We start from the raw sequence: 20,008 nt of genomic DNA on the forward strand, positions 1-20,008 counted from the left end.
GATGGCAGAGGAAATCAAGAGAGGTCCGGGAAGACCGACCGATAAACGGAAAGACACAATTCTAAGACTTAGGATCGACACAGATACACATGAACTGCTGTCAAAGTATGCAAAGCAAAAAGGTGTATCCATGTCAGAAATCGTCAGAGAGGCAGTCTACGGTATCGTAAAACAGGCGAACATAGAAGAATAAGACTGTCAGACAGGAGAACGTTGACCATGGAAACAAATAAGGAAGGGGATGTGACACTATCTGTCGTCATGCCCGCCTATAATGAAGGAGCACATATAACAGATAATCTGCTTGAAACCAGCAGAGTGCTGTCCGGTTTCGTCAAACGGTATGAGATCATAGCAGTTGACGACGGAAGTGCAGATAACACCGCAGAGTGCATCCGCCGGGCAGAAATGCAGGATACTCATATCAGAGGAATCTCATATCAGCCAAATGGTGGAAAAGGACATGCCATCCGGACAGGGATCGCAGCAGCAGAGGGACGATACATCGCATTTTTGGATTCCGATCTGGAACTGCCACCGATCCTGCTGAAACGATTCTTAAAGGATATGAAGGAGCAGGATGCCGATATCGTGATCGGTTCCAAGCTGCATCCGGAGTCGAAGCTCCATTATCCGATGCTGCGTAAGATCATGAGCTATGGATATTATCTGATGTTAAAGATGATGTTCCATCTGAACACCCACGATACACAGACCGGTATTAAGTTATTCAAAAAAGAAGTGATCAAACCGATCGTCAGCCGGATGCAGGCAGAAGGATATGCATTTGATATTGAGATCCTTGCCATGGCAGCAAAAGATGGCAGAAAGATCTGCGAAGCTCCGATCGAGCTGAACTACAGCCGGGATGACAGCAAGGGCGGAAGAAGGATCGGGTTAAAGGATGTATTCAAAGTGTTTGGTGAGACGGTTGCGGTGAAGAAACGAGTTAAAAATTATAGATAGTGTGAAATGAGGGAAAATTATATGACATATGAAAACGCTTTAGAAGTGCTAAAAAAGTACGGGCAGGAGCATGTGCTTGCCTATTATGATGAATTAAACGATGAAGAGAAGCAGAGCCTGCTTTCCCAGATTGAAGAGATCGACTTCTCTATATTTGATGTATTAAAAGAGAAAGAATCAGCCGGTAAGGAAGAAACGATCACACCAACAGAGGCATTGACACTTGACACGATCAAGGAATATGAATTTGCCTATAAGGTGCTTGGTGAAACGGCGATCCAGAAAGGACAGCTCGCTCTTGTTATGCTTGCCGGAGGTCAGGGCACCAGACTGGGGTTTGACGGACCGAAAGGAACCTATAATCTTGGGCAGACAAGGGACCTTTATATATTCGAATGTCAGGTGAAAACGATCCTGACTGTTGTGAGGACACTTGGACGATGGATCCATCTCTATATCATGACCAGTGATAAGAACTACGAAGCAACGACATCCTTCTTTGTAGAGCATAAGAATTTTGGATATAAGGAGGAGTATCTGCATTTCTTCAAACAGGAGCTTGTACCATCCGTTGATTTTAATGGAAAGATATTGATGGAAGCACCATCAAAGATCTGCCTGTCACCAAATGGAAATGGTGGCTGGTTCTCATCCATGAAACGGGCAGGACTGGTAGAACAGCTTGATAAAGAGGGCATTCGGTACATCAATGTATTTGCCGTGGACAATGTGTTACAGAAGATTGCAGATCCGGTATTCCTTGGTTCGATGATGATGGAAGATTACCAGTCGGCGGCAAAAGTCGTAAAGAAAGCAGATCCATATGAACGGGTAGGCGTGCTGTGTAAGAAAGACAATAAGCCTTACATAGTAGAATATTATGAATTGTCAGATGAGATGCGGTATAAGAAAACGGTTATGGGCGAGTATGCTTATAATTATGGAGTGATCTTAAATTATATCTTCCCGGTTAATCAGTTAAAACAGCTTTTGAATCAGAAAATGCCGCTTCATATGGCAAAAAAGGCGATACCTTATATGAATGAGAATCAGGAACTGGTGAAACCAACGGAGCCGAATGGTTATAAGTTTGAAACCCTTGCGCTTGATATGCTTCAGTTTATGAATGACTGCTTACCATTTGAAGTTATCAGAGAGTATGAATTTGCACCGATCAAGAATGCAGAGGGCGTGGATTCACCGGAGACGGCGAGAGAGCTGTTAAAGAAGAATGGATATAAGTTGTAGAACTGCGTCGAATACTTTGGAAAAATTGCCTAAAATAACAGTATTATTTTCAGAAATTTCTACATTCAACTTAAGCTTAGAAAATTGACTTTTAATAGGAATTGAATTATAGTTGTTAGTGGTTAAGAAGCGTTAAGAATTTCTAAACCATTAACAACTATATTTATATAATTTGACCTGATAAAGATACATGATGAACACATTTATGAGGGAAATGAGGGAATAGAATGTATAGAAAAGGGCCGCAGGGCTGGTTAAAACATCTGGATTTTACAGTGCTGAATCTGGTAGCACTGCATGCATCTTATTGTATGGCGTATTTTATACGGATGGGAACAGAGAATCCGTATCATAGTAAGTTATATCGGACAATAGCCGTACTTCTGACATTATTTCAATTATTGGTTACCATAGTATGTCATATATATAAAGGCGTATTGAAACGTGGACATTTCCGTGAAGCAATCGCATCCGTGAAGCAGTCTGTACTGGTTGTACTTCTGGCAGTATTCGTTCTGTTCATGATGAAAATGGGTGCGGCCTATTCCAGAAAGGTTATGGCTTTGTTTGGCATGATTTATCTGGTCATAGGTTATGTGGTCACACTTCTCTGGAAGGAATATATACGAAGACATCGTGTGGCAAAGAAATCTATTGTGATCGTGACAGTCAAAGAATATCTGGATGCGTTGCTTGCAGAAATGGATACAGAATACTATAATCTGTATCGGGTTGCAGGTATAGTATTATTAGATGCAACTGAGGATGAGGCAGAAAGCTATAATACAGAATATACGGATCTGGAGCTTGGTATATATGCATATACAGATGAAGTTCTGGAGCAGATCATGCATGGCTGGGTAGATGAGGTCTATGTGAATATACCATTTGAGAGGCATATCCCTGAAAATCTTCTGGGACAACTCGCAGATATGGGGATTACGGTTCATGTACGTGTCCGTGTTCCGGCAGAGCTCTCCGATTATCAGTATGTATTCGATAAACAGCTTGGTCATCATGTATTGACCGTTAGTACTACATATATAACAACCTACCAGGCATTTGTGAAGCGTGCAATAGACATCTTAGGCGGAATCGTAGGATGTATCTTTACAGGTATCCTTACGATCATTCTTGCACCATGTATCTATATCGCATCACCGGGACCGATCTTCTTCTCCCAGTACCGTATCGGTAAGAATGGCAAGAAGTTCAAGATTTATAAATTCCGAAGTATGTATATGGATGCTGAAGCACGAAAAGCAGAGCTGATGGAGCAGAATCAGGTTAAGGATGGCATGATGTTCAAGATGGAATATGATCCGCGAATCATTGGCTGCAAGAAGCTGCCGGATGGTACGATCAAGAAGGGCATCGGAAACCGGATCCGTGACTGGTCACTCGATGAATTCCCGCAGTTCTTCAATGTGTTAAAGGGTGATATGAGTCTGATCGGAACCAGACCGCCAACAGAGGACGAATGGGAGAAGTATTCCGCCCATCATAGAGGACGTATGGCGATCAAACCGGGTATCACAGGACTCTGGCAAGTCAGCGGAAGAAGTAATATCACGGATTTCGATGAGGTTGTAAGATTAGACCGTAAGTATATCGATGAATGGAGTCTTGTAAACGATATCAAGATACTGTTCAAGACAGTGGGTGTTGTGTTGAAGGGTGAAGGATCGATGTGATATTGATTGGATATAATATGGAAGATAAATACATATGTGGAGAATAAGAACAGATGAAGATAGCGATGTTCGGACAAAAAAGAATTCCATCAAGAGAAGGTGGGGTTGAGATAGTTGTAGAAGAACTTAGCACTCGTATGGCTATGGCAGGGCATGATGTGACTTGCTATAACAGACGTGGACATCATGTGAGTGGTTCTGAGTATGATACAAAAGAGAAAAAAGAATATAAGAATGTTAGAATCAAATCTGTTCCTACTATAGAAAAGAAAGGACTTGCGGCAGTATCGTCGTCATTTTTTGCAGCACTTTGCAGTGCATTTGGAGGATATGATGTCGTGCATATACATGCAGAAGGCCCGGCAGCTTTTTGTTTTATACCAAAGATATTTAGAAAAAAGGTTATAGTAACGGTTCATGGATTAGACTGGCAGAGAGAAAAATGGAAGGCAGGATTTGGCTCCAAATATATTCATTTTGGAGAGAAAATGGCAGTCAAATATGCAGATGAAATTATTGTGCTTAGCAGTGAAGTCAAAAAGTATTTTAAAGATACATATGGAAGAAAGACAAGATATATACCCAATGGTGTTATCAGACCAGATAAGATAGAAGCTGATCTAATAGAGAAAAAGTTTGGTTTGAAAAAAGATTCCTATATATTGTATCTGGGCAGGATTGTACCAGAAAAGGGTGAGCATTATCTGATAGAGGCATTTAAGGATATAGAGACAAATAAAAAACTTGTGATAGCCGGTGGATCTTCCGATACGGATGAGTATATGGAGCAGTTAAAACAGATGGCTGAACAGGATGATAGAATTGTATTTACCGGATTTGTTCAGGGACAGCTATTACAGGAATTGTATAGTAATGCCTATGTATATGTACTTCCAAGTGATCTTGAGGGTATGCCGCTTAGTCTGTTAGAAGCAATGAGTTATGGTAACTGTTGTCTTACTTCGGATATAAAGGAATGTACAGAAGTTGTTGGAAATAAAGCGGTTGCATTTAAAAAATCAGATGTGAAAGACTTGCAGGATAAATTACAGAAATTATGTGATGATAGTAAGTTGGTTGACAATTATAAGGATCAGGCAGCCGATTATATATGTAAGAAGTATGATTGGAATGAGATAGTAGATAAAACATTGCAGCTATATAGAAGGTAATAATTATGCGTATATTGATGATTAATAAGTTTTTATATCCAAATGGTGGATCGGAAACGTATATATTTAAATTGGGTGAGGTATTAGAACAACGTGACCATGAGGTTCAGTACTTCGGAATGGAGCACGAAGGCCGCTGCGTGGGCAACCGGGTCAATGCTTATACATCTGATATGGACTTCCACGGCGGCAGCAAACTGAGCAAGCTGACCTACCCGATCAAGACCATCTACAGCAAGGAAGCAAGAGAAAAATTAAGACTAGTACTAGATGACTTCAAGCCGGATGTCTGTCATCTGAACAACTTCAACTATCAGCTGACACCTTCCATCATTCTGGAAATCGTGAAGTGGCGCAAGGAGACCGGAAGGGATTGTAAGATTATCTTCACGGCACATGACTACCAGCTGGTCTGCCCGAACCACATGCTGAACAATCCGAACACGCACCAGAACTGTGAGAAGTGCCTCGGTGGCCATTTCGTGAACTGCATGAAAGGCAAGTGCATTCACGGCTCCACGGCGAAATCTGCTATCGGTATGATGGAGGCTGAGTTCTGGAAGTGGAAAGGTACCTATAAGTACATTGACACCATGATCTGCTGCTCGGAGTTCATGAAGACCAAGATGGACAGCAACCCGCTGTTTGCGACGAAGACCGTGGCAATGCACAACTTCATTGATAAGGTGGAGTGGAAAGAGACTCCGAAGAAGGATTACGTCCTCTACTTCGGCCGCTTCTCTGAAGAAAAGGGCATCGGCACACTCATCAAGGTCTGTAAGGAGCTGCCGGATGTACAGTTCATCTTCGCCGGTACTGGCCCGCTAGAAGAGACGGTAAATGGTATTAAGAACATCAAGAACGTTGGCTTCCAGAAAGGCGAGACACTGGAGAAGCTCATCCGTGAGGCACGGTTCTCCATTTACCCTTCTGAGTGGTATGAGAACTGCCCGTTCTCCGTGATGGAATCTCAGATGTACGGCACGCCGGTGCTGGGAGCGAACATTGGTGGCATCCCAGAGCTGATTCAGGTCGGTAAGACCGGCGAGTTGTTTGAAAGCGGTAACGGGAAAGATTTGAAAGAAAAGATAGAAAAGCTCTGGGGTGATAAGAAGCTGTGTGCGGAGTACAGCGCGAACTGCAAGAACATCAGCTTTGATACCATTGATGAGTATTACGAGAAAATTATGAAGGTGTATCAGTAAGACTGGTATGTGAGGAGAGAATTTGTGGCTACAAAAGCGGATCGATACGAGGGAATAGACGGCTTGAAGGCGTATGCCATCATTGGCATTGCGTTGATGCACGTCCTCGCAAATGGAGAATATGGGATAGGAGGATTTGTGTTTGAACGGCTAATACCATCTTTCACAAACCTCGTTTTCCTTTTTATGATGGTCAGTGGTTTTGGAATGTGCTGTGGCTATTACCAGAAAATTGTTGACCAGAAGATCAGTGTAGAGGATTTCTACAAGAAACGGTACATCAAGATCTGGCCGTATTTTGCACTGCTTTGTGCGTTAGACTTTGTGATTTCACCAAGCAAGGAATCCTTGTTTGAGGTTTTCGCAAACTTGACTTTATGTCAGGGACTTCTGCCAAATGCCAAGATTTCGGTCATTGGTGTGAGCTGGACCCTGGCAGTCATCTTTGTGTTCTACATGCTGTTCCCGTTCTTCTGCTTCCTGATTGGAAATAAGAAAAGAGCGTGGAGTGTGGCGGTTGTGGCGCTGGTATTTAACTGGTTGTGCACTAATTACTTCAAAGCAGGGAGGACTAATATCGTCTACGATGCGATTTACTTTATCGCAGGAGGCTTGATCTTCCTCTATCGGAAAGAATTGACCGAATTTGCAGCAAAATACAAAGTTATCGCTGGAGCGATTTTGTTGATTGCCGCAGTTGCTTATTTTGCATTAGGCGGCAATACGCTCACGATGCTGTTCTTCTGTGTGGCAACACTGGTCTATACCCTCGGATGCAAGCGGGGGGGGATACTGGTCAATCCAGTCGCCAAGTTCCTCGGTGGTATTTGCTTCGAGATTTACCTGTGCCACATGGTAATTTATCGTGTGCTTGAGAAGCTACACCTTGTACATCTATTTGGAAATGGCCTATTGGCATATGTTTTCACAGCAGCTGCAGTCATCTGCGGTTCGGTTGTGTTCTCGGTATGTGCCAAGTGGTTCTTAAATAAAATCGAAACGTTCTTAAAAGAGAGAGTAAACAATAGGAGAGTTAATCATGTCTGAAGAAAAGAAGTTAAATGGTACGGTCATCGTTACTTATCGCTGCAACGCTCGTTGCTCTATGTGCAACCGTTATAAGGCACCTTCCAAGCCGGAAGAGGAAATCAGCATCGAGACCATTAAGAAGTTGCCGAAGATGTACTTTACCAATATTACCGGTGGTGAACCGTTCATTCGTACCGACCTGAAGGATATCGTGCGTGAACTGTACAAGAAGTCTGATCGTATCGTTATTTCCACGAACGGTTTCTTCACCGACCGCATTGTTGACCTGTGTAAGGAGTTTCCGCAGATTGGTATCCGTATCTCTATCGAAGGTCTGGAACAGACCAATAATGAAATCCGTGGTCTGCAGAACGGCTACCAGCGTGGTTACGGCACGCTGAAGAAGCTGCGTGAGATGGGGATGAAGGACGTTGGTTTCGGCATGACCGTCCAGGATAAGAACGCTCCTGACCTTGTTCCTCTGTACAAAATCTCCGATGAGATGGGCATGGAGTTTGCAACTGCTTCTCTGCATAACAGCTTCTACTTCGTTGAGGCAAAGAACATCATCCATGACCGTCCTATGGTCGCAAAGAACTTCGAGAATCTGGTCAACGAACTGCTCCGTAGCAACAGCCCGAAGAAGTGGTTCCGTGCATACTTTAACCACGGCTTGATCAACTACATCTACGGTCAGAAGCGTCTGCTGCCTTGCGACATGAGTTTCGATACCTTCTTCATCGATCCGTATGGCGATGTTATGCCTTGCAATGGCACCAAGGACAAAGAGGTCATGGGCAACCTGAACAACCAGACTTGGGACGAGCTGTGGAACAGCCCAGAAGCAGAGAAGGTTCGTGCAAAGGTTCGCTGCTGCGACCGTGATTGCTGGATGATCGGTTCTGTCAGCCCGGCTATGCACAAGTATATCTGGAAACCGGCTACCTGGGTTCTGGTTCACAAGTTCAAGACTCTGTTCACCAAGCATCCGTACAGTATGTATGAGTTGAAGATCTGCCGCGACTACCGTGATGGCAAAGTTACCAAAGAGGATCTGGATAAGTGCAGCACCTGCGATATGAACTGCGTGATCAACAACGGTCTGAGCGAAGCATCCAAAGAACAGCTGAAGCATAAGACTGGCGAGGAAATCGTGGATGCTGATATTGCACAGCAGATGGAGACGAAGTGATGAATATCCTGTATATAGCTTATTCATGTAATCCTTTTGCTGGAAGTGAAGATAAAATCGGTTGGTGCGTTCCTTGTGAAAGTTCAAAAACAAATAAAGTTTATGTAATTACAAAAGAAGAACAACGTGAACCAGTCGAAAAATATTTGCAGAGTCACCCACTTGAAAATATAAAGTTTTATTATGTTGACATCCCTAATTTTTACAAAAAAATCTTCAAGGGATTTATGTATTCTGGAAGACTTAATGTGTGGAATAGACGGGTACTTCCTCTCGCAAAAAAAATCTGTGCGGATAAAAAAATTGACGTTATTCATCAGATTACGCCAATTGAATTCCGTGCAATTGGAGACTATGGAAAGATAGCAAATATCAAATTCGTCTGCGGACCACTTGGCGGAGGAGAGTCTTTGCCTAATGGATTAAAAGATTACGCAAAGGGGCATGAAATCATTGAAGTCGTTCGCTCAGGGATAAATCGCTGGTATCGCTTTAAACTGAGAATCACTGGCAAACTAAATCGCTGCGACTATATTATGTTTGCAAATAAAGAGACTCAAGAATTCCTCGTAGAGGGGGCAGAACTAAACTGTCCGTATGAATTAGTCTTTGATAACGGATTAAGACCGGACGAATTGGTGAGCTGGACAGAAAAGGAAAAAGTGAATGAAGAATTACAATGTAAGTGATGAGCCAGTGACTGAGGTTGCGGTAGATATAAATGATATTAAAGATACTTGCAATGAAAAGGGCAGAAATGAAGAATGCGTCTTTCTGGTTGCTGGAAGAATGATATATCGAAAGGGCTTGGATTTTCTTTTTGATGCATTGATGAGAATTCCGCAGGAAACTAGATATCAGGTTAGAGTTGTAGGCGATGGCCCGGAACTTGAACATCTACGTAAACGCGGTAAGGAAGACTTGAACTTGTCTGAGCATGTGCACTGCATGGGTTCTATTCCCTATATGGAAATGGAAAAGGAATATGCAGGTGCGGATGTATTTATTATGCCGAGCATTCGAGAGACGACAGGCACGGTCTTACTGGAGGCAATGTCAAAAGGTATTCCGGTTATCACCATTAATAAGTTTGGCGGAGCAACTCTTTTTGATGAAAACACCGGTTGGCTTTATGGAGGAAACTCGAAAGAGGAATACATTGAGAATTTAAAAAAGGCAATTCTTGAATGTATTGCTTATCCTGATGAAGTAACAAGGCGTGGAAAAAACGCACGGAAGAAAGCAGAAAAGTATACCTGGCAGAAAAAAAACGAGAAGTATCAGGCAATATATGAGGAACTGCTGAAAAAGTAAGATGTGCAGCATAGAGGAGAGTTTAAAATGGTTGGAGTATGCATAAAATATATGCATGAAAATTACGGAGGCATATTGCAAGCATATGCAACTGTTAGTTATTTGGAAAATCAAAATATTGAGTATGAGTTGGTTCGATATACTAGAAAGAAGACTGTGACAGAAGCACTGAAAGATGTGCCGCGTCTTTTTAATGCAGTTTGGTTTAATAGCAGATTTGAGGGAATTCAGAGAAAACTTAGTCTAAAAAAGCATCCTGAGTATGCAAAGAATAATGAAGTTCGTATGAAAGCATTTGCCGGATTTAAAAAATGGGCTTTTAAGGATTTCTCCGATGAGTATATCGGCTATGCGGCATTATGCGAGGGTGGAAAGAAATATTCGGCGGTTATAACAGGAAGCGATCAGCTTTGGAGTCCAGCAGGATTGCCAACGAATTATTACAATTTGATGTTTGTTCCGGATGACACGCTAAAAATTTCAATTGCTTCTAGTTTCGGAGTAAAGGAAATTCCGTGGTATCAAAAGAAAAGAACGATACAGTATTTGAATCGCATTGAATACATTAGTATGCGTGAGAATCGAGGAAGTGAGATTGTCAAGGAACTGACTGGTCGAGATGTTTCTACGATTTTAGATCCTGTTTTCTTTTTGAGTAAAAATGAATGGCTGGAGAGAATTCCTAATAAGAGAGAAATCAATGAGCCATATATTTTTGCATACTTCCTTGGTGCCACACAGGAATATCGCAATGCAGTAAAGAAATTAGCTCATGACAAGGGTATGAAAGTCGTTGCGTTACGACACATGGATCAGTATGTAGAAGAAGATGAAAACTTTGGAGACTTTGCTCCGTATGATGTGAGTCCAGAAAGATTTCTAAATCTTCTGCGAAATGCAGAGTATGTCTGCACGGATTCTTTCCACGGGACAGCATTTTCTATTCTTAATGAAAAGCAGTTTGTGGTATTTAACAGATATGCTGAAAATTCCAGCTTTTCAAAAAATTCTCGTATTGATACCCTGTGTGTGAATTTTGGTCTAGAAAGTCGGCGCTATAAAAATGAAATGGACTTATTAGACGTTGTAAAAGATGATATTGACTATAAAGCTGTAGGGGAAAAATATAAAAACCTTAAGCTGGTAACAGATCAATATTTAAAGACTGTATTGAAAGAAATTAGAAAGCGTGTGTAATCGTGCCGAAATAGGAATATGAAATAATGCATGAGATTGTCGCCGCGAAAGGATAAATATTATATGAATAATGAAGTAGTTAGAGTATTGGTGACATCTCCGCTTGGTGTTGGAGGTGTAACTAATATGATGATTCATATCCAGGAACACCTGGACAGATCTAAAATAAATTTTGACTATCTTGTTTTTCATGATAGGCACGAACCTATGGAAGACAAAGTTCTTTCATTGGGAAGTAAAAAGTATGTTGCTTCAGCTGATAATGTGAAATTTAGACCTTTTAGAAGAATTTGGAGAATTAATGAAATTCGGAAAGTCTGCAAGAGAAATCATATTAAAATCCTACATTATAATGCGGATTGTGCAGCAGATATGACAAATATTATTGGCGCAAAATTGGGTGGGGTTCAATATATTACAATACATAGTCACAATGCTGGCTTTGGAGCAGCAGGTAATGGAATTCGATTTATGAGCAAAATCTTAAAGCCATTAATTCCACTCTTTTGCGATAACTTTTATGGCTGTTCAGAACTAGCTGCAAGATTTCTATTTCCGAGGTCGATTATTGAATCTGGTAGGTATTCAGTACTTCCGAATGGAATTGATTTGGAGAAATATGATTATAATGAAGCTATTCGTCGAGAAATACGAAAAAAGCTGAATTTGGAAGGTAAGTATGTTGTAGGACACGCTGGACGGTTTTCTGATCAAAAAAATCACAGCTTTTTGCTGGACATCTTTCAAGCAGTACACCGAAAAAATCCAAATACTGTGTTACTTTTATTTGGCGTTGGTGAACTACAAGAAGCGATGAAAAATAAGGCTAGGACATTAGGAATTGAAGACGCTGTAATTTTTTATGGAGCTTCAAATGAAATGAATAAAATGTGGCAGGCAATGGATGTTTTTGTAATGCCATCTTTACATGAAGGTCTTCCGGTCACGGGGGTTGAGGCACAGGCGAGCGGATTGCCATGTGTTTTCTCAGATGTAATAACAAAAGAAGTAGGCTTAACTTCAAATACAGAATTCCTTTCTCTTCAAGAAAAACCTGATGTGTGGGCGGAACATGTTTTGAAGTATATGAATGTGCATAGGAAAAGTGAAAGAAAAATATTGGAGCAGGCAGGTTATGATATTCAGCAGACAGCAGATACACTTGCACAACTGTATTTGAATGTTGCTGAAAAACTATAAAGGATGGAAGGAGAAAGTACTTAATGATTGTAGTGAAGAATAAAGCAGATTGCTGTGGATGTACGGCATGCTATAGTGTATGCCCGAAAAAAGCTATAAGTATGCAGCAGGATCAAGAGGGCTTTTTATATCCATTCGTGGAAATTTCAAAGTGTATAGATTGCAAATTGTGCGAGTCTGCTTGTCCTATTGAAAATAAAATCGAGTCTAAAATGTTTGATAGAAAAGCATACGTACTCAGAGCAAAGGACGTAGAAATTGTTTCTACAAGTACCTCTGGAGGATTTGTAACACCGTTAGGCGAATGGATCCTAAATCAGGGAGGTGTTATTTGTGGCGCAACTTATAATGAAGAATATAAGGTAATTCATAAAATTTCTGGGGGGGGGCAGAAGAGTTTCGAGGTTCAAAATACGTGCAGAGCGATTTAGGCGATTGCTTTTCTGAAATAAAAAAACACTTGATGCAAGAAACGAAAGTGTGCTTTATTGGAACGCCGTGTCAGGTGTATGGATTAAAATCATATCTGAGAAAAGAATACGATAATCTGGTAACCGTAGATTTGGTTTGCCATGGTACACCGTCGCCGAAACTTTGGAAAAAATATTTAGACGAACAAAAAGACAAATATCATTCAGAAATAGATGATATTGTTTTCAGAAATAAAACATATGGATATCATAGTGGCACAATGCGTATAAGATTCAAAAATCAGTTTGTTTATTATGGAAGTGCCCGTGTGGATCCAATGCTTAAGAGTTTCTTTGCTGAAATTTCGTCAAGACCAAGTTGCTATCAATGTCACTTTAAATCAGTGGAACGATGTAGTGATTTCACTATTTATGATTGCTGGCATGCAAATAACTTAGTGGAAGGTCTTGTTGATGATGATAAAGGCTTTACTAATCTGATCGTGCAGTCTTCAAAGGGAGAAAGGATTCTGGATAGAATTGCAGACAGGTATGAGCTTTATGCAACAAATTTGGAAAAGGCTATAGAACTGGATGGCACGATGATTTGCCATTCAGCAGAGCCTCATCCAAGACGAGATGAATACTATCTGAATTTAGATAAAGAAACCCTAAGAGCACATATACAAAAATTTGTACCAATCAGAATAAGGGATTATTTAATAGAGAAATCTAAAAGAATCTTTTATCGGATGGGTGTGTATAAGTTTCTGAAGAACAAGAAATGAGAATCTGTTATTGCTTCTGAATGATTTGGATTCAGGAGGATATATGATTCAAATAAAGAGCAAATTGGATTGTTGTGGCTGCACTGCCTGTGCAAGTTCTTGCCCTAAAAGTGCAATTGCGATGGTTCCTGACGAAGAAGGTTTTCTGTATCCTAAAATTGATATGAGACGTTGTATTGAATGTGGAGCATGCGAAAGAGCATGCCCGATTCTTAATAAAAAAACGGTAATATCTGAAAAAACAGAAGGCTATATTATTAGAATTAAAGATAACAAAATTCTCTATGAGAGTACCTCTGGTGGTGCTTTCACAGCTCTGGCTGATTATATCCTTGAGCAGAATGGTATAGTTTATGGAGCTGGATACGACAATAACATGAGAGTAGTGTGTAAAAGGGCTACTACAAAGCAACAGTTGCAGGAGATGCGAGGCTCTAAATTTGTTCAAAGTGATCTTGGAAACATTTTTCAAGATATTAAAAAAGAATTAAAAGAAGGCACGACTATTTTGTTTTCTGGGACACCTTGTCAAGTGGCAGGGCTGCTAAGCTTTTTAAGGAAAAAACCAGATAACCTTTTATGTGTGGATTTTGTTTGCAGAGGTGTACCATCGCCTGGCTTGTGGGATAACTATGTGAAGTATATGGAAAACAAATACAGCTCGAAAATAGTTGGAGCCCGTTTTAAACATAAAACATATGGGTATCACACGAGCACGATGAAAATAGATTTTGCAAATGGAAAAACCTACTATGGGTCTGGTAGAGTCGATCCATACATGAAGGCGTTTGTAAGAGAAATCTCATCAAGACCATCTTGCGCAGCATGTGTTTTTAAAGGAATAGAAAGACCAAGCGATATCACTGTCTTTGATTGTTATGAATATTCAAAAATCACCGGAAGAAAAGATGATAATAGAGGGTATTCATCAATATTTGTGCATACTGAAAAAGGTGGAAAGATTTTAGAGGCCATAAAATCACATATTGAAATACAAGAAGAAGATGTAAATAGTCTTGTGACGGAAAATGGTGTTATGGTTTGCAATAGTGCAAAACCACATCCTAGGCGGGCTGAATTTTACCAGCTGGCTGAACATTATCCAATTGATAAGGCTTTGAATAAAATTGATCCAATTATATTAAAGGATAAAATAATTGAAAAATCTAAAAGATTTCTATTCAAAACAGGCCTAATAACTGTTGCACGCCATTTAAATAAAGGAAAAAAAGTTGAGGTTGTTGAGAATAAGTAATTGGATTGCTTCGATTTATTCACACACATATTTGAAGATAGAGAGTGTAAGATTTTTGAATAGAATGATTCTATGGGAGGACACCAATGCCACATATTAGTGTTATTATCCCTGTCTATAACGCAGGAAATTATATAGTTGATACTTTAAATTCAGTTTTGCAACAAACATTGAAAGATATAGAAGTTATTGTTGTAAATGACGGATCTAATGATCAATCTCTTGCTGAATGCTATAGATTACAAGAGATTGATAAGCGCATTATCATAATAAATCAAGATAATCAAGGCGTATCAAAAGCTCGTAATGTAGGAAAGCAAAATGCAACAGGTGACTATATTATTTTTATAGATGCTGACGATGAACTTGATTGCAGGATGCTTGAGATTTTATATACTCAAGCAAGGAAAACTGATTCAGATATATCTGTGTGTGGAGTTGATAGGATTTTTGAAAAAAAGCAAGAGGAGAAGAAAAATTATCATTGCAATTATGAGGAAATTACTGTTGATCAGGCGATAGAATGGCTGTTGTTGGGCCAAAAAATTGAGTCGGGCGCATGGAATAAGTTGTTTAAAGCTTCTACGATCGAGGATGTTCATTTTGAAGAAGGTAAGAAGATAAATGAAGATAAATATTTTGTATTTAGATCTCTGCTGAAAAGTAAAAAAATAGTCTATTGCGCTGAAAAATTGTATTATTATTATTGCAGGGAAAATTCGGTGACTAATCAATCCTTCTCTGAAAGATGGTTCGATACACTGTACTTTGCGGATAGAATATATGAAGAACTTAAAGGCCGTAATAATTTGGAAGTCTTTGCAAGATATCAATTATTGATTGCATACTACACTGTTCTACGTAGGATGTATCCTTTCAGAAATCAATACAAAAAGGAGTATCAGCTAGTTATTGATAAAATTAAATCTACTAGTTTTAAATCAGTGCTTTCATATATGGACAAAAAACAAGTGTTTGGTGTTTTATCTATAAAATATTGTATTCTTTTGTATAAATTTATGAGGTGTGTTTCAAAATGATTATCTTAAAAAAACGTGATGCAGAGAGAATGTATTTTGTATGAAAAATCTATTTGCTAGATGGAGGGATATAGATGCAATTAAAAGTTAAGAAACATGAACTACGACTTTTACTCCAATGTATACCAATTTTGACTTTTGCTACGCTAGCGTCTCTTGGTTCGCTTTTGCCAAGCGTAGTTCAGTTCAGTGCTGCAGTTATCTTGGCGGGACAAGTTGTTTTTATATTTGGCACTAAAGGTATTAAAAAAAATATTGGATTATTGTGGATACCATTAATGATATTCTTTTATGTACGAAATAATCCCAATATTAAATTCTATAGTCTAACGTATATGCAAGTTTTATTGCTTTTTGTCTGCTGTATATTATTTTCAGCATTGGGAGGTTTCAATGATCGGTGTTGGATGATAAAAATGGTAAGCTCTTGGCGATATCTTTACTTTATTTATATTGCATTTACCATTTATATGTTTTTAGATAGTTCAGCGATAAATTTTGTATGTAATTTGTTCCCGGATGCTGCGAGTACAATTCTTAATCAGTATCATAATGCGGGGATCCCAGGATTAACAAAGCACTATTCAACAAATGGAATGCTTCTTGCAGTTGGGACGATGATATTTGGAAGCTATGCATTGACTGAAAAAAGACGTTCTGACTATTTATTGTTTTTGATATCAGTTGCTGCATTGCTTTTATCGGGAAAAAGAGCACATACTGTTTTTGGACTTGCTGCTTTGTACCTCTGTTATTTTGCATATAATTCAAATGCTAAAAAAGTCGACTCGTAAAAGGCATAGGTGTTTTATTGGGGGCATTAACCGTATTTGCTGTAGCAAGTTATTGCGTGCCGGCACTTGCAACTGTTGTTTTTCGCTTTATTGATACTGCAGAGACTGGGGACATGTCAGTAGGTAGAGTTGATGTATGGTTAAAGGCGTTTTCTATGTTCGGTAAACATAGTCTTGTTGGCATAGGTTGGGGACAGTATGTTAACCAAGGTGGCTGGTTTTGGAATATTCATAACATATATATTCAGTTACTTGTTGAAACCGGTATAATAGGATTTATAATCTATTGTGGATGGTTTTTGTTTCATCTAGTAAGGACATGGTCGATGTATTCAAAGATGCGTGTAAATCCAGAAGATTATACGAACATAGATTATTGCTTGATGAATTTTTCGTTGGCAATGCAAATATTTTTTATATTATATGGCTTCACAGGAAATCCTTTGTATGATCGTGAAATGTTTGTGCCGTATTTTATTGCATGTGCAATAAGTGTTAATTATGCTAATAATGATGATGGGAGTGAATTAGAGTAAATTATGAAAATAGGAATAGTAACTCCGTATGATTCGGCGAACTGCGGTGCTTATTTGCAAGCATATGCTAATAAATGTTTTTTGGAAAAGAATAACTATAATGTGTGTTTTATACAGTGGAGAAATGAAAAGCAGCGAAAAAAGGAATATTTTTCTAAACCCAAGACCATAAAGGAATTGATTAGATGTATTCAACGATATCCCTTTTTATGTGCACGTTATAAGCGCATGACTCAGGCATTAAAGGAATTTGATATTCAGAAAAATACTGGTGATTTAGATTGTACAGTAGTAGGTAGTGATGAAATTTGGAACATAAAGGTTTCACAATTTCAAAATCCGATTTTTTATGGTGGTGTGGAGCAAAAAAGCTGTATAGCATATGCACCTAGTGCAGGACAGGCAGCACTCAAGGATTATAATGATTTTCCATGGGTTAGGGAGTGCTTGGAAAAAATGACGTATGCGGGTGTTAGAGATGAAAACACTAAGAATATTGTTGGAAAACTTGTTGCAAAGCAAGTAGAAATTGTTTGTGATCCTACGATGTTACTGCCTATTAATGAATTGGATTTTCCGCACGAACGTAAGATTAAAGATAGATATATGATTGTTTATTCATATAGTGTTCCTAAAGAACATCAGGCATATTTAAAAAGATATGCAAGAAAGAATAATTTAAAACTTGTATCGATATGTTTGTATCAGTCCTGGTGTGATTTGAATATTAACTGTCACCCGTTGGAGTTTAGTTCATATATTCAGTTTTCTGAGTGTGTTTATACAACGACATTCCATGGGACGATTTTCACATTGTTGAATCATAAGAATTGCGCTATCTATAGTTGTTCAAAAAAATTGAAAGATTTACTTGAGTGGACACATAAAGAAGAGGCAATGTTGTCGTTGACAGCTACATATGATGAATTTGAGAGCCTGATTACCAAACAACATAGCTATGAATTATTCGAGACTATAATCGAAAAAAAAAGGAAGGAATCACAAAAGATATATATAGATGCTCTTAAATCATGTGAAGTCTGAAATGGAAAGCGAGTCAGTAATCAACAATCCAAGGAATGAGTCGATAGGAATAGTATCCATGGGGGAGGACACCTGCTTGATAACTACTATAGTTATAGGAAAAGGCAGTTAGGATTTCTGGAGACAATGATATTCTTGATGGATATGGAAGAGATATTTCAATAGAGAGATGGAGACACGCTAGGACTGGTTAAACGAACATCAATGAAGGTTTATTTCGAGTAGCCTTCTGTTGTCATTTTAGTATCTGACACAGTGAAGTGCCTATAGCTCTGGCTCATTCACTGAGATGTTGAGAACTGAAAAATCCTACACAGTCAAAAAATAATTAATTATATGAGGAATAATATTAATGAGTCGTAAAACAGAATTAGCAAAAAATACGGCTATACTTACAGTGGGAAAACTATGCACGCAATGTATTAGTTTTTTCCTTCTTCCTTTATATACGGCAATTCTGTCAACGGAAGAGTATGGCACGTTTGATTTATTGGTCACATATTCAACATTATTACTTCCACTCGTAAACTGGCAGTTGGATCAGGGACTGTTCCGATTTATGCTTGATTATCGTGGAAACAAAGAAGAACAAGGAAAACTCTTTTCTACGCTGTTACTATTTAGTACGATACAAAGTATTATTTACATTATTCTTTTTGTTTGTGTAGAACCTTTTTTGAAAATTCAAAATGCGTATTTTTTGTTGCTGTATGTGGTGCTGCATGTCTACACGGCATTGTTTCTTCAATTTGTTAGAGGATTGGGATATAGCGTTAAATATACAATTGCATCGTTTATATCCGCTTCAGCAACAACAGTTTTAAATGTCATTGCGTTGGCTATTTTGAAAATGGGGCTGCAAGGATTGTTCTTGTCTACTCTGATAGCTCAGTTTTTGACGTTGTTGTATTTGGTGTTTACATCCAAAGCGTGGGAGTATTTTTCTGCTAAGAGTATTCGGCCGACGGTATTCAAACGGGTTGGTGCTTATTCTATTCCTTTAATTCCCAATAATCTGGCTTGGTGGGTTGTAAATGCGTCAGATAGAACTATAATTGCACATTTTTTAGGAACTGCTGCTAATGGTGTTTATTCTATAGCAAATAAGTTTCCTAATGTGTTTATCAACTTTTATAATATCTTGAATTTGTCCTGGACTGAGACAGTATCATTACATTTTGACGATGAGGATCGCGACGAATTCCTAACGGAAACAATGACGTCTCTTTTTAAACTGTTTGCAGCTGCATGCTTTGGCATTGTTGCGTGTATGCCGTTTGTATTCCCGATTTTGATTAATGAGAAGTATGTTGCTGGATATGACCAAATCTTGATTTTGATGTATGCAATGCTTTTTAGAGTGCTCGTCGGATTATATAGTTGCATATATGTAGCTCAGAAAAATGCAAAAAAGATTGCTTATACTTCTATTTCTGCAGCTATAATCAATATTACAGTGAATTTGATTTTAATAAATAAAATTAAGATTTTTGCAGCATCAATATCTACACTGGTTGCATTCTTTTCAATGTTTATCATTCGCTATATTGATGTTAATAAGACTGTGCATATGCGAATTCGGAAGCCCATTATTATTGGAAGCATTCTAATTGGTACTATGCTGATAGGAACATACTATTGTGAAAATAAGATGATTCAGCTCATCGCACTTTGTATCACGGCAATCTATGCAGTGCTGACGAATGTTGATATGTTGAAATCTGGCATGAAATTAGTAAAAAGTCGCTTTGGAAAATAGGTTTTGGCTGTGATTAAAGAGAGTATTCCGCATGATTTTATATTTTTCATTCAATTCTTATTACTGCTTTTTAGAGAGTAGTAGATAAGCTCGGAGGTTAATCGATTTATAGATATATTGCGACAAATGTGCTTTTTGTGCAACGATTATATTTCTTGCCGGTTT

Annotated in this window: 20 protein-coding genes; all 20 read left to right on the top strand. The window is 38.8% G+C overall.

All coding sequences use genetic code 11. The features are described 5' to 3' along the window. Position 1: 1 nt before the first annotated feature. The 20 genes from DW959_RS07315 to DW959_RS07410 all read left to right on the top strand — a co-directional run bounded on the left by DW959_RS07315 (position 2) and on the right by DW959_RS07410 (position 19,843). Positions 2-193 carry a ribbon-helix-helix protein, CopG family gene (locus DW959_RS07315; protein ID WP_008401390.1) on the top strand — a complete coding sequence of 64 codons (192 nt, stop codon included), beginning with the start codon at positions 2-4 and terminating at the stop codon, positions 191-193. A 26-nt stretch (positions 194-219) separates the two neighbouring features. Next, positions 220-966 (top strand): glycosyltransferase family 2 protein, encoded by a 747-nt coding sequence (locus DW959_RS07320; protein WP_117808460.1) that lies wholly within the window; start codon positions 220-222, stop codon positions 964-966. 21 nt (positions 967-987) lie between these two features. Next, positions 988-2,214 (top strand): UDPGP type 1 family protein, encoded by a 1,227-nt coding sequence (locus DW959_RS07325; RefSeq protein ID WP_117823403.1) that lies wholly within the window; start codon positions 988-990, stop codon positions 2,212-2,214. A 227-nt stretch (positions 2,215-2,441) separates the two neighbouring features. Then, entirely contained in the window at positions 2,442-3,908 is a 1,467-nt protein-coding gene (locus DW959_RS07330) for a sugar transferase (RefSeq protein WP_117823405.1), read from the top strand. Positions 3,909-3,961: 53 nt separating this feature from the next. Further along, positions 3,962-5,080, top strand: a complete 1,119-nt coding sequence (locus DW959_RS07335) for a glycosyltransferase family 4 protein (RefSeq protein WP_117823407.1) — start codon at positions 3,962-3,964, stop codon at positions 5,078-5,080. Between the two features lie 5 nt (positions 5,081-5,085). After that, complete coding sequence (locus tag DW959_RS07340) at positions 5,086-6,285, top strand: glycosyltransferase (protein WP_117823409.1); 1,200 nt, start codon at positions 5,086-5,088, stop codon at positions 6,283-6,285. 24 nt (positions 6,286-6,309) lie between these two features. Beyond that, positions 6,310-7,332, top strand: a complete 1,023-nt coding sequence (locus DW959_RS07345; protein WP_226801070.1) for an acyltransferase — start codon at positions 6,310-6,312, stop codon at positions 7,330-7,332. Beyond that, complete coding sequence (locus DW959_RS07350; protein WP_117823411.1) at positions 7,325-8,506, top strand: radical SAM protein; 1,182 nt, start codon at positions 7,325-7,327, stop codon at positions 8,504-8,506. The genes DW959_RS07345 and DW959_RS07350 overlap by 8 nt, the downstream gene beginning before the upstream one ends. Then, the gene (locus DW959_RS07355) at positions 8,506-9,195 is read left to right on the top strand and encodes a hypothetical protein (RefSeq protein WP_117823413.1); all 690 of its coding nucleotides are present in this window, start codon (positions 8,506-8,508) and stop codon (positions 9,193-9,195) included. The genes DW959_RS07350 and DW959_RS07355 overlap by 1 nt, the downstream gene beginning before the upstream one ends. Next, the gene (locus DW959_RS07360) at positions 9,173-9,820 is read left to right on the top strand and encodes a glycosyltransferase family 4 protein (protein ID WP_117823415.1); all 648 of its coding nucleotides are present in this window, start codon (positions 9,173-9,175) and stop codon (positions 9,818-9,820) included. The genes DW959_RS07355 and DW959_RS07360 overlap by 23 nt, the downstream gene beginning before the upstream one ends. 27 nt (positions 9,821-9,847) lie before the next feature. Further along, entirely contained in the window at positions 9,848-11,017 is a 1,170-nt protein-coding gene (locus DW959_RS07365; protein WP_117823417.1) for a polysaccharide pyruvyl transferase family protein, read from the top strand. A 63-nt stretch (positions 11,018-11,080) separates the two neighbouring features. Next, positions 11,081-12,217, top strand: a complete 1,137-nt coding sequence (locus tag DW959_RS07370) for a glycosyltransferase (RefSeq protein ID WP_173783844.1) — start codon at positions 11,081-11,083, stop codon at positions 12,215-12,217. A gap of 23 nt (positions 12,218-12,240) precedes the next feature. Beyond that, positions 12,241-12,648 carry a 4Fe-4S dicluster domain-containing protein gene (locus DW959_RS07375; RefSeq protein ID WP_117823421.1) on the top strand — a complete coding sequence of 136 codons (408 nt, stop codon included), beginning with the start codon at positions 12,241-12,243 and terminating at the stop codon, positions 12,646-12,648. After that, positions 12,633-13,415, top strand: a complete 783-nt coding sequence (locus tag DW959_RS07380; protein WP_117823423.1) for a Coenzyme F420 hydrogenase/dehydrogenase, beta subunit C-terminal domain — start codon at positions 12,633-12,635, stop codon at positions 13,413-13,415. The genes DW959_RS07375 and DW959_RS07380 overlap by 16 nt, the downstream gene beginning before the upstream one ends. Before the next feature lie 43 nt (positions 13,416-13,458). Beyond that, positions 13,459-14,670 carry a Coenzyme F420 hydrogenase/dehydrogenase, beta subunit C-terminal domain gene (locus DW959_RS07385; protein WP_117823425.1) on the top strand — a complete coding sequence of 404 codons (1,212 nt, stop codon included), beginning with the start codon at positions 13,459-13,461 and terminating at the stop codon, positions 14,668-14,670. Between the two features lie 86 nt (positions 14,671-14,756). Beyond that, positions 14,757-15,710: a glycosyltransferase gene (locus DW959_RS07390; RefSeq protein ID WP_117823427.1), complete on the top strand. Its 954-nt coding sequence runs from the start codon at positions 14,757-14,759 to the stop codon at positions 15,708-15,710. Between the two features lie 74 nt (positions 15,711-15,784). After that, positions 15,785-16,504, top strand: coding sequence for a hypothetical protein (locus DW959_RS07395; protein WP_118615808.1), 720 nt, complete (start codon positions 15,785-15,787; stop codon positions 16,502-16,504). Between the two features lie 17 nt (positions 16,505-16,521). Continuing rightward, entirely contained in the window at positions 16,522-17,040 is a 519-nt protein-coding gene (locus DW959_RS07400; protein WP_182430064.1) for an O-antigen ligase family protein, read from the top strand. Between the two features lie 3 nt (positions 17,041-17,043). Continuing rightward, on the top strand, positions 17,044-18,084 hold the full coding sequence (locus tag DW959_RS07405) for a polysaccharide pyruvyl transferase family protein (RefSeq protein ID WP_117823431.1): 1,041 nt from the start codon (positions 17,044-17,046) through the stop codon (positions 18,082-18,084). A gap of 352 nt (positions 18,085-18,436) precedes the next feature. Continuing rightward, a complete protein-coding gene (locus DW959_RS07410; RefSeq protein WP_117823433.1) occupies positions 18,437-19,843 on the top strand; it encodes an oligosaccharide flippase family protein in 1,407 nt (468 codons plus the stop codon). Positions 19,844-20,008 lie beyond the last annotated feature (165 nt).

It is taken from the genome of Clostridium sp. AM46-21 (assembly GCF_003480025.1).
Lineage (GTDB): Bacteria > Bacillota > Clostridia > Lachnospirales > Lachnospiraceae > Coprococcus > Coprococcus ammoniilyticus.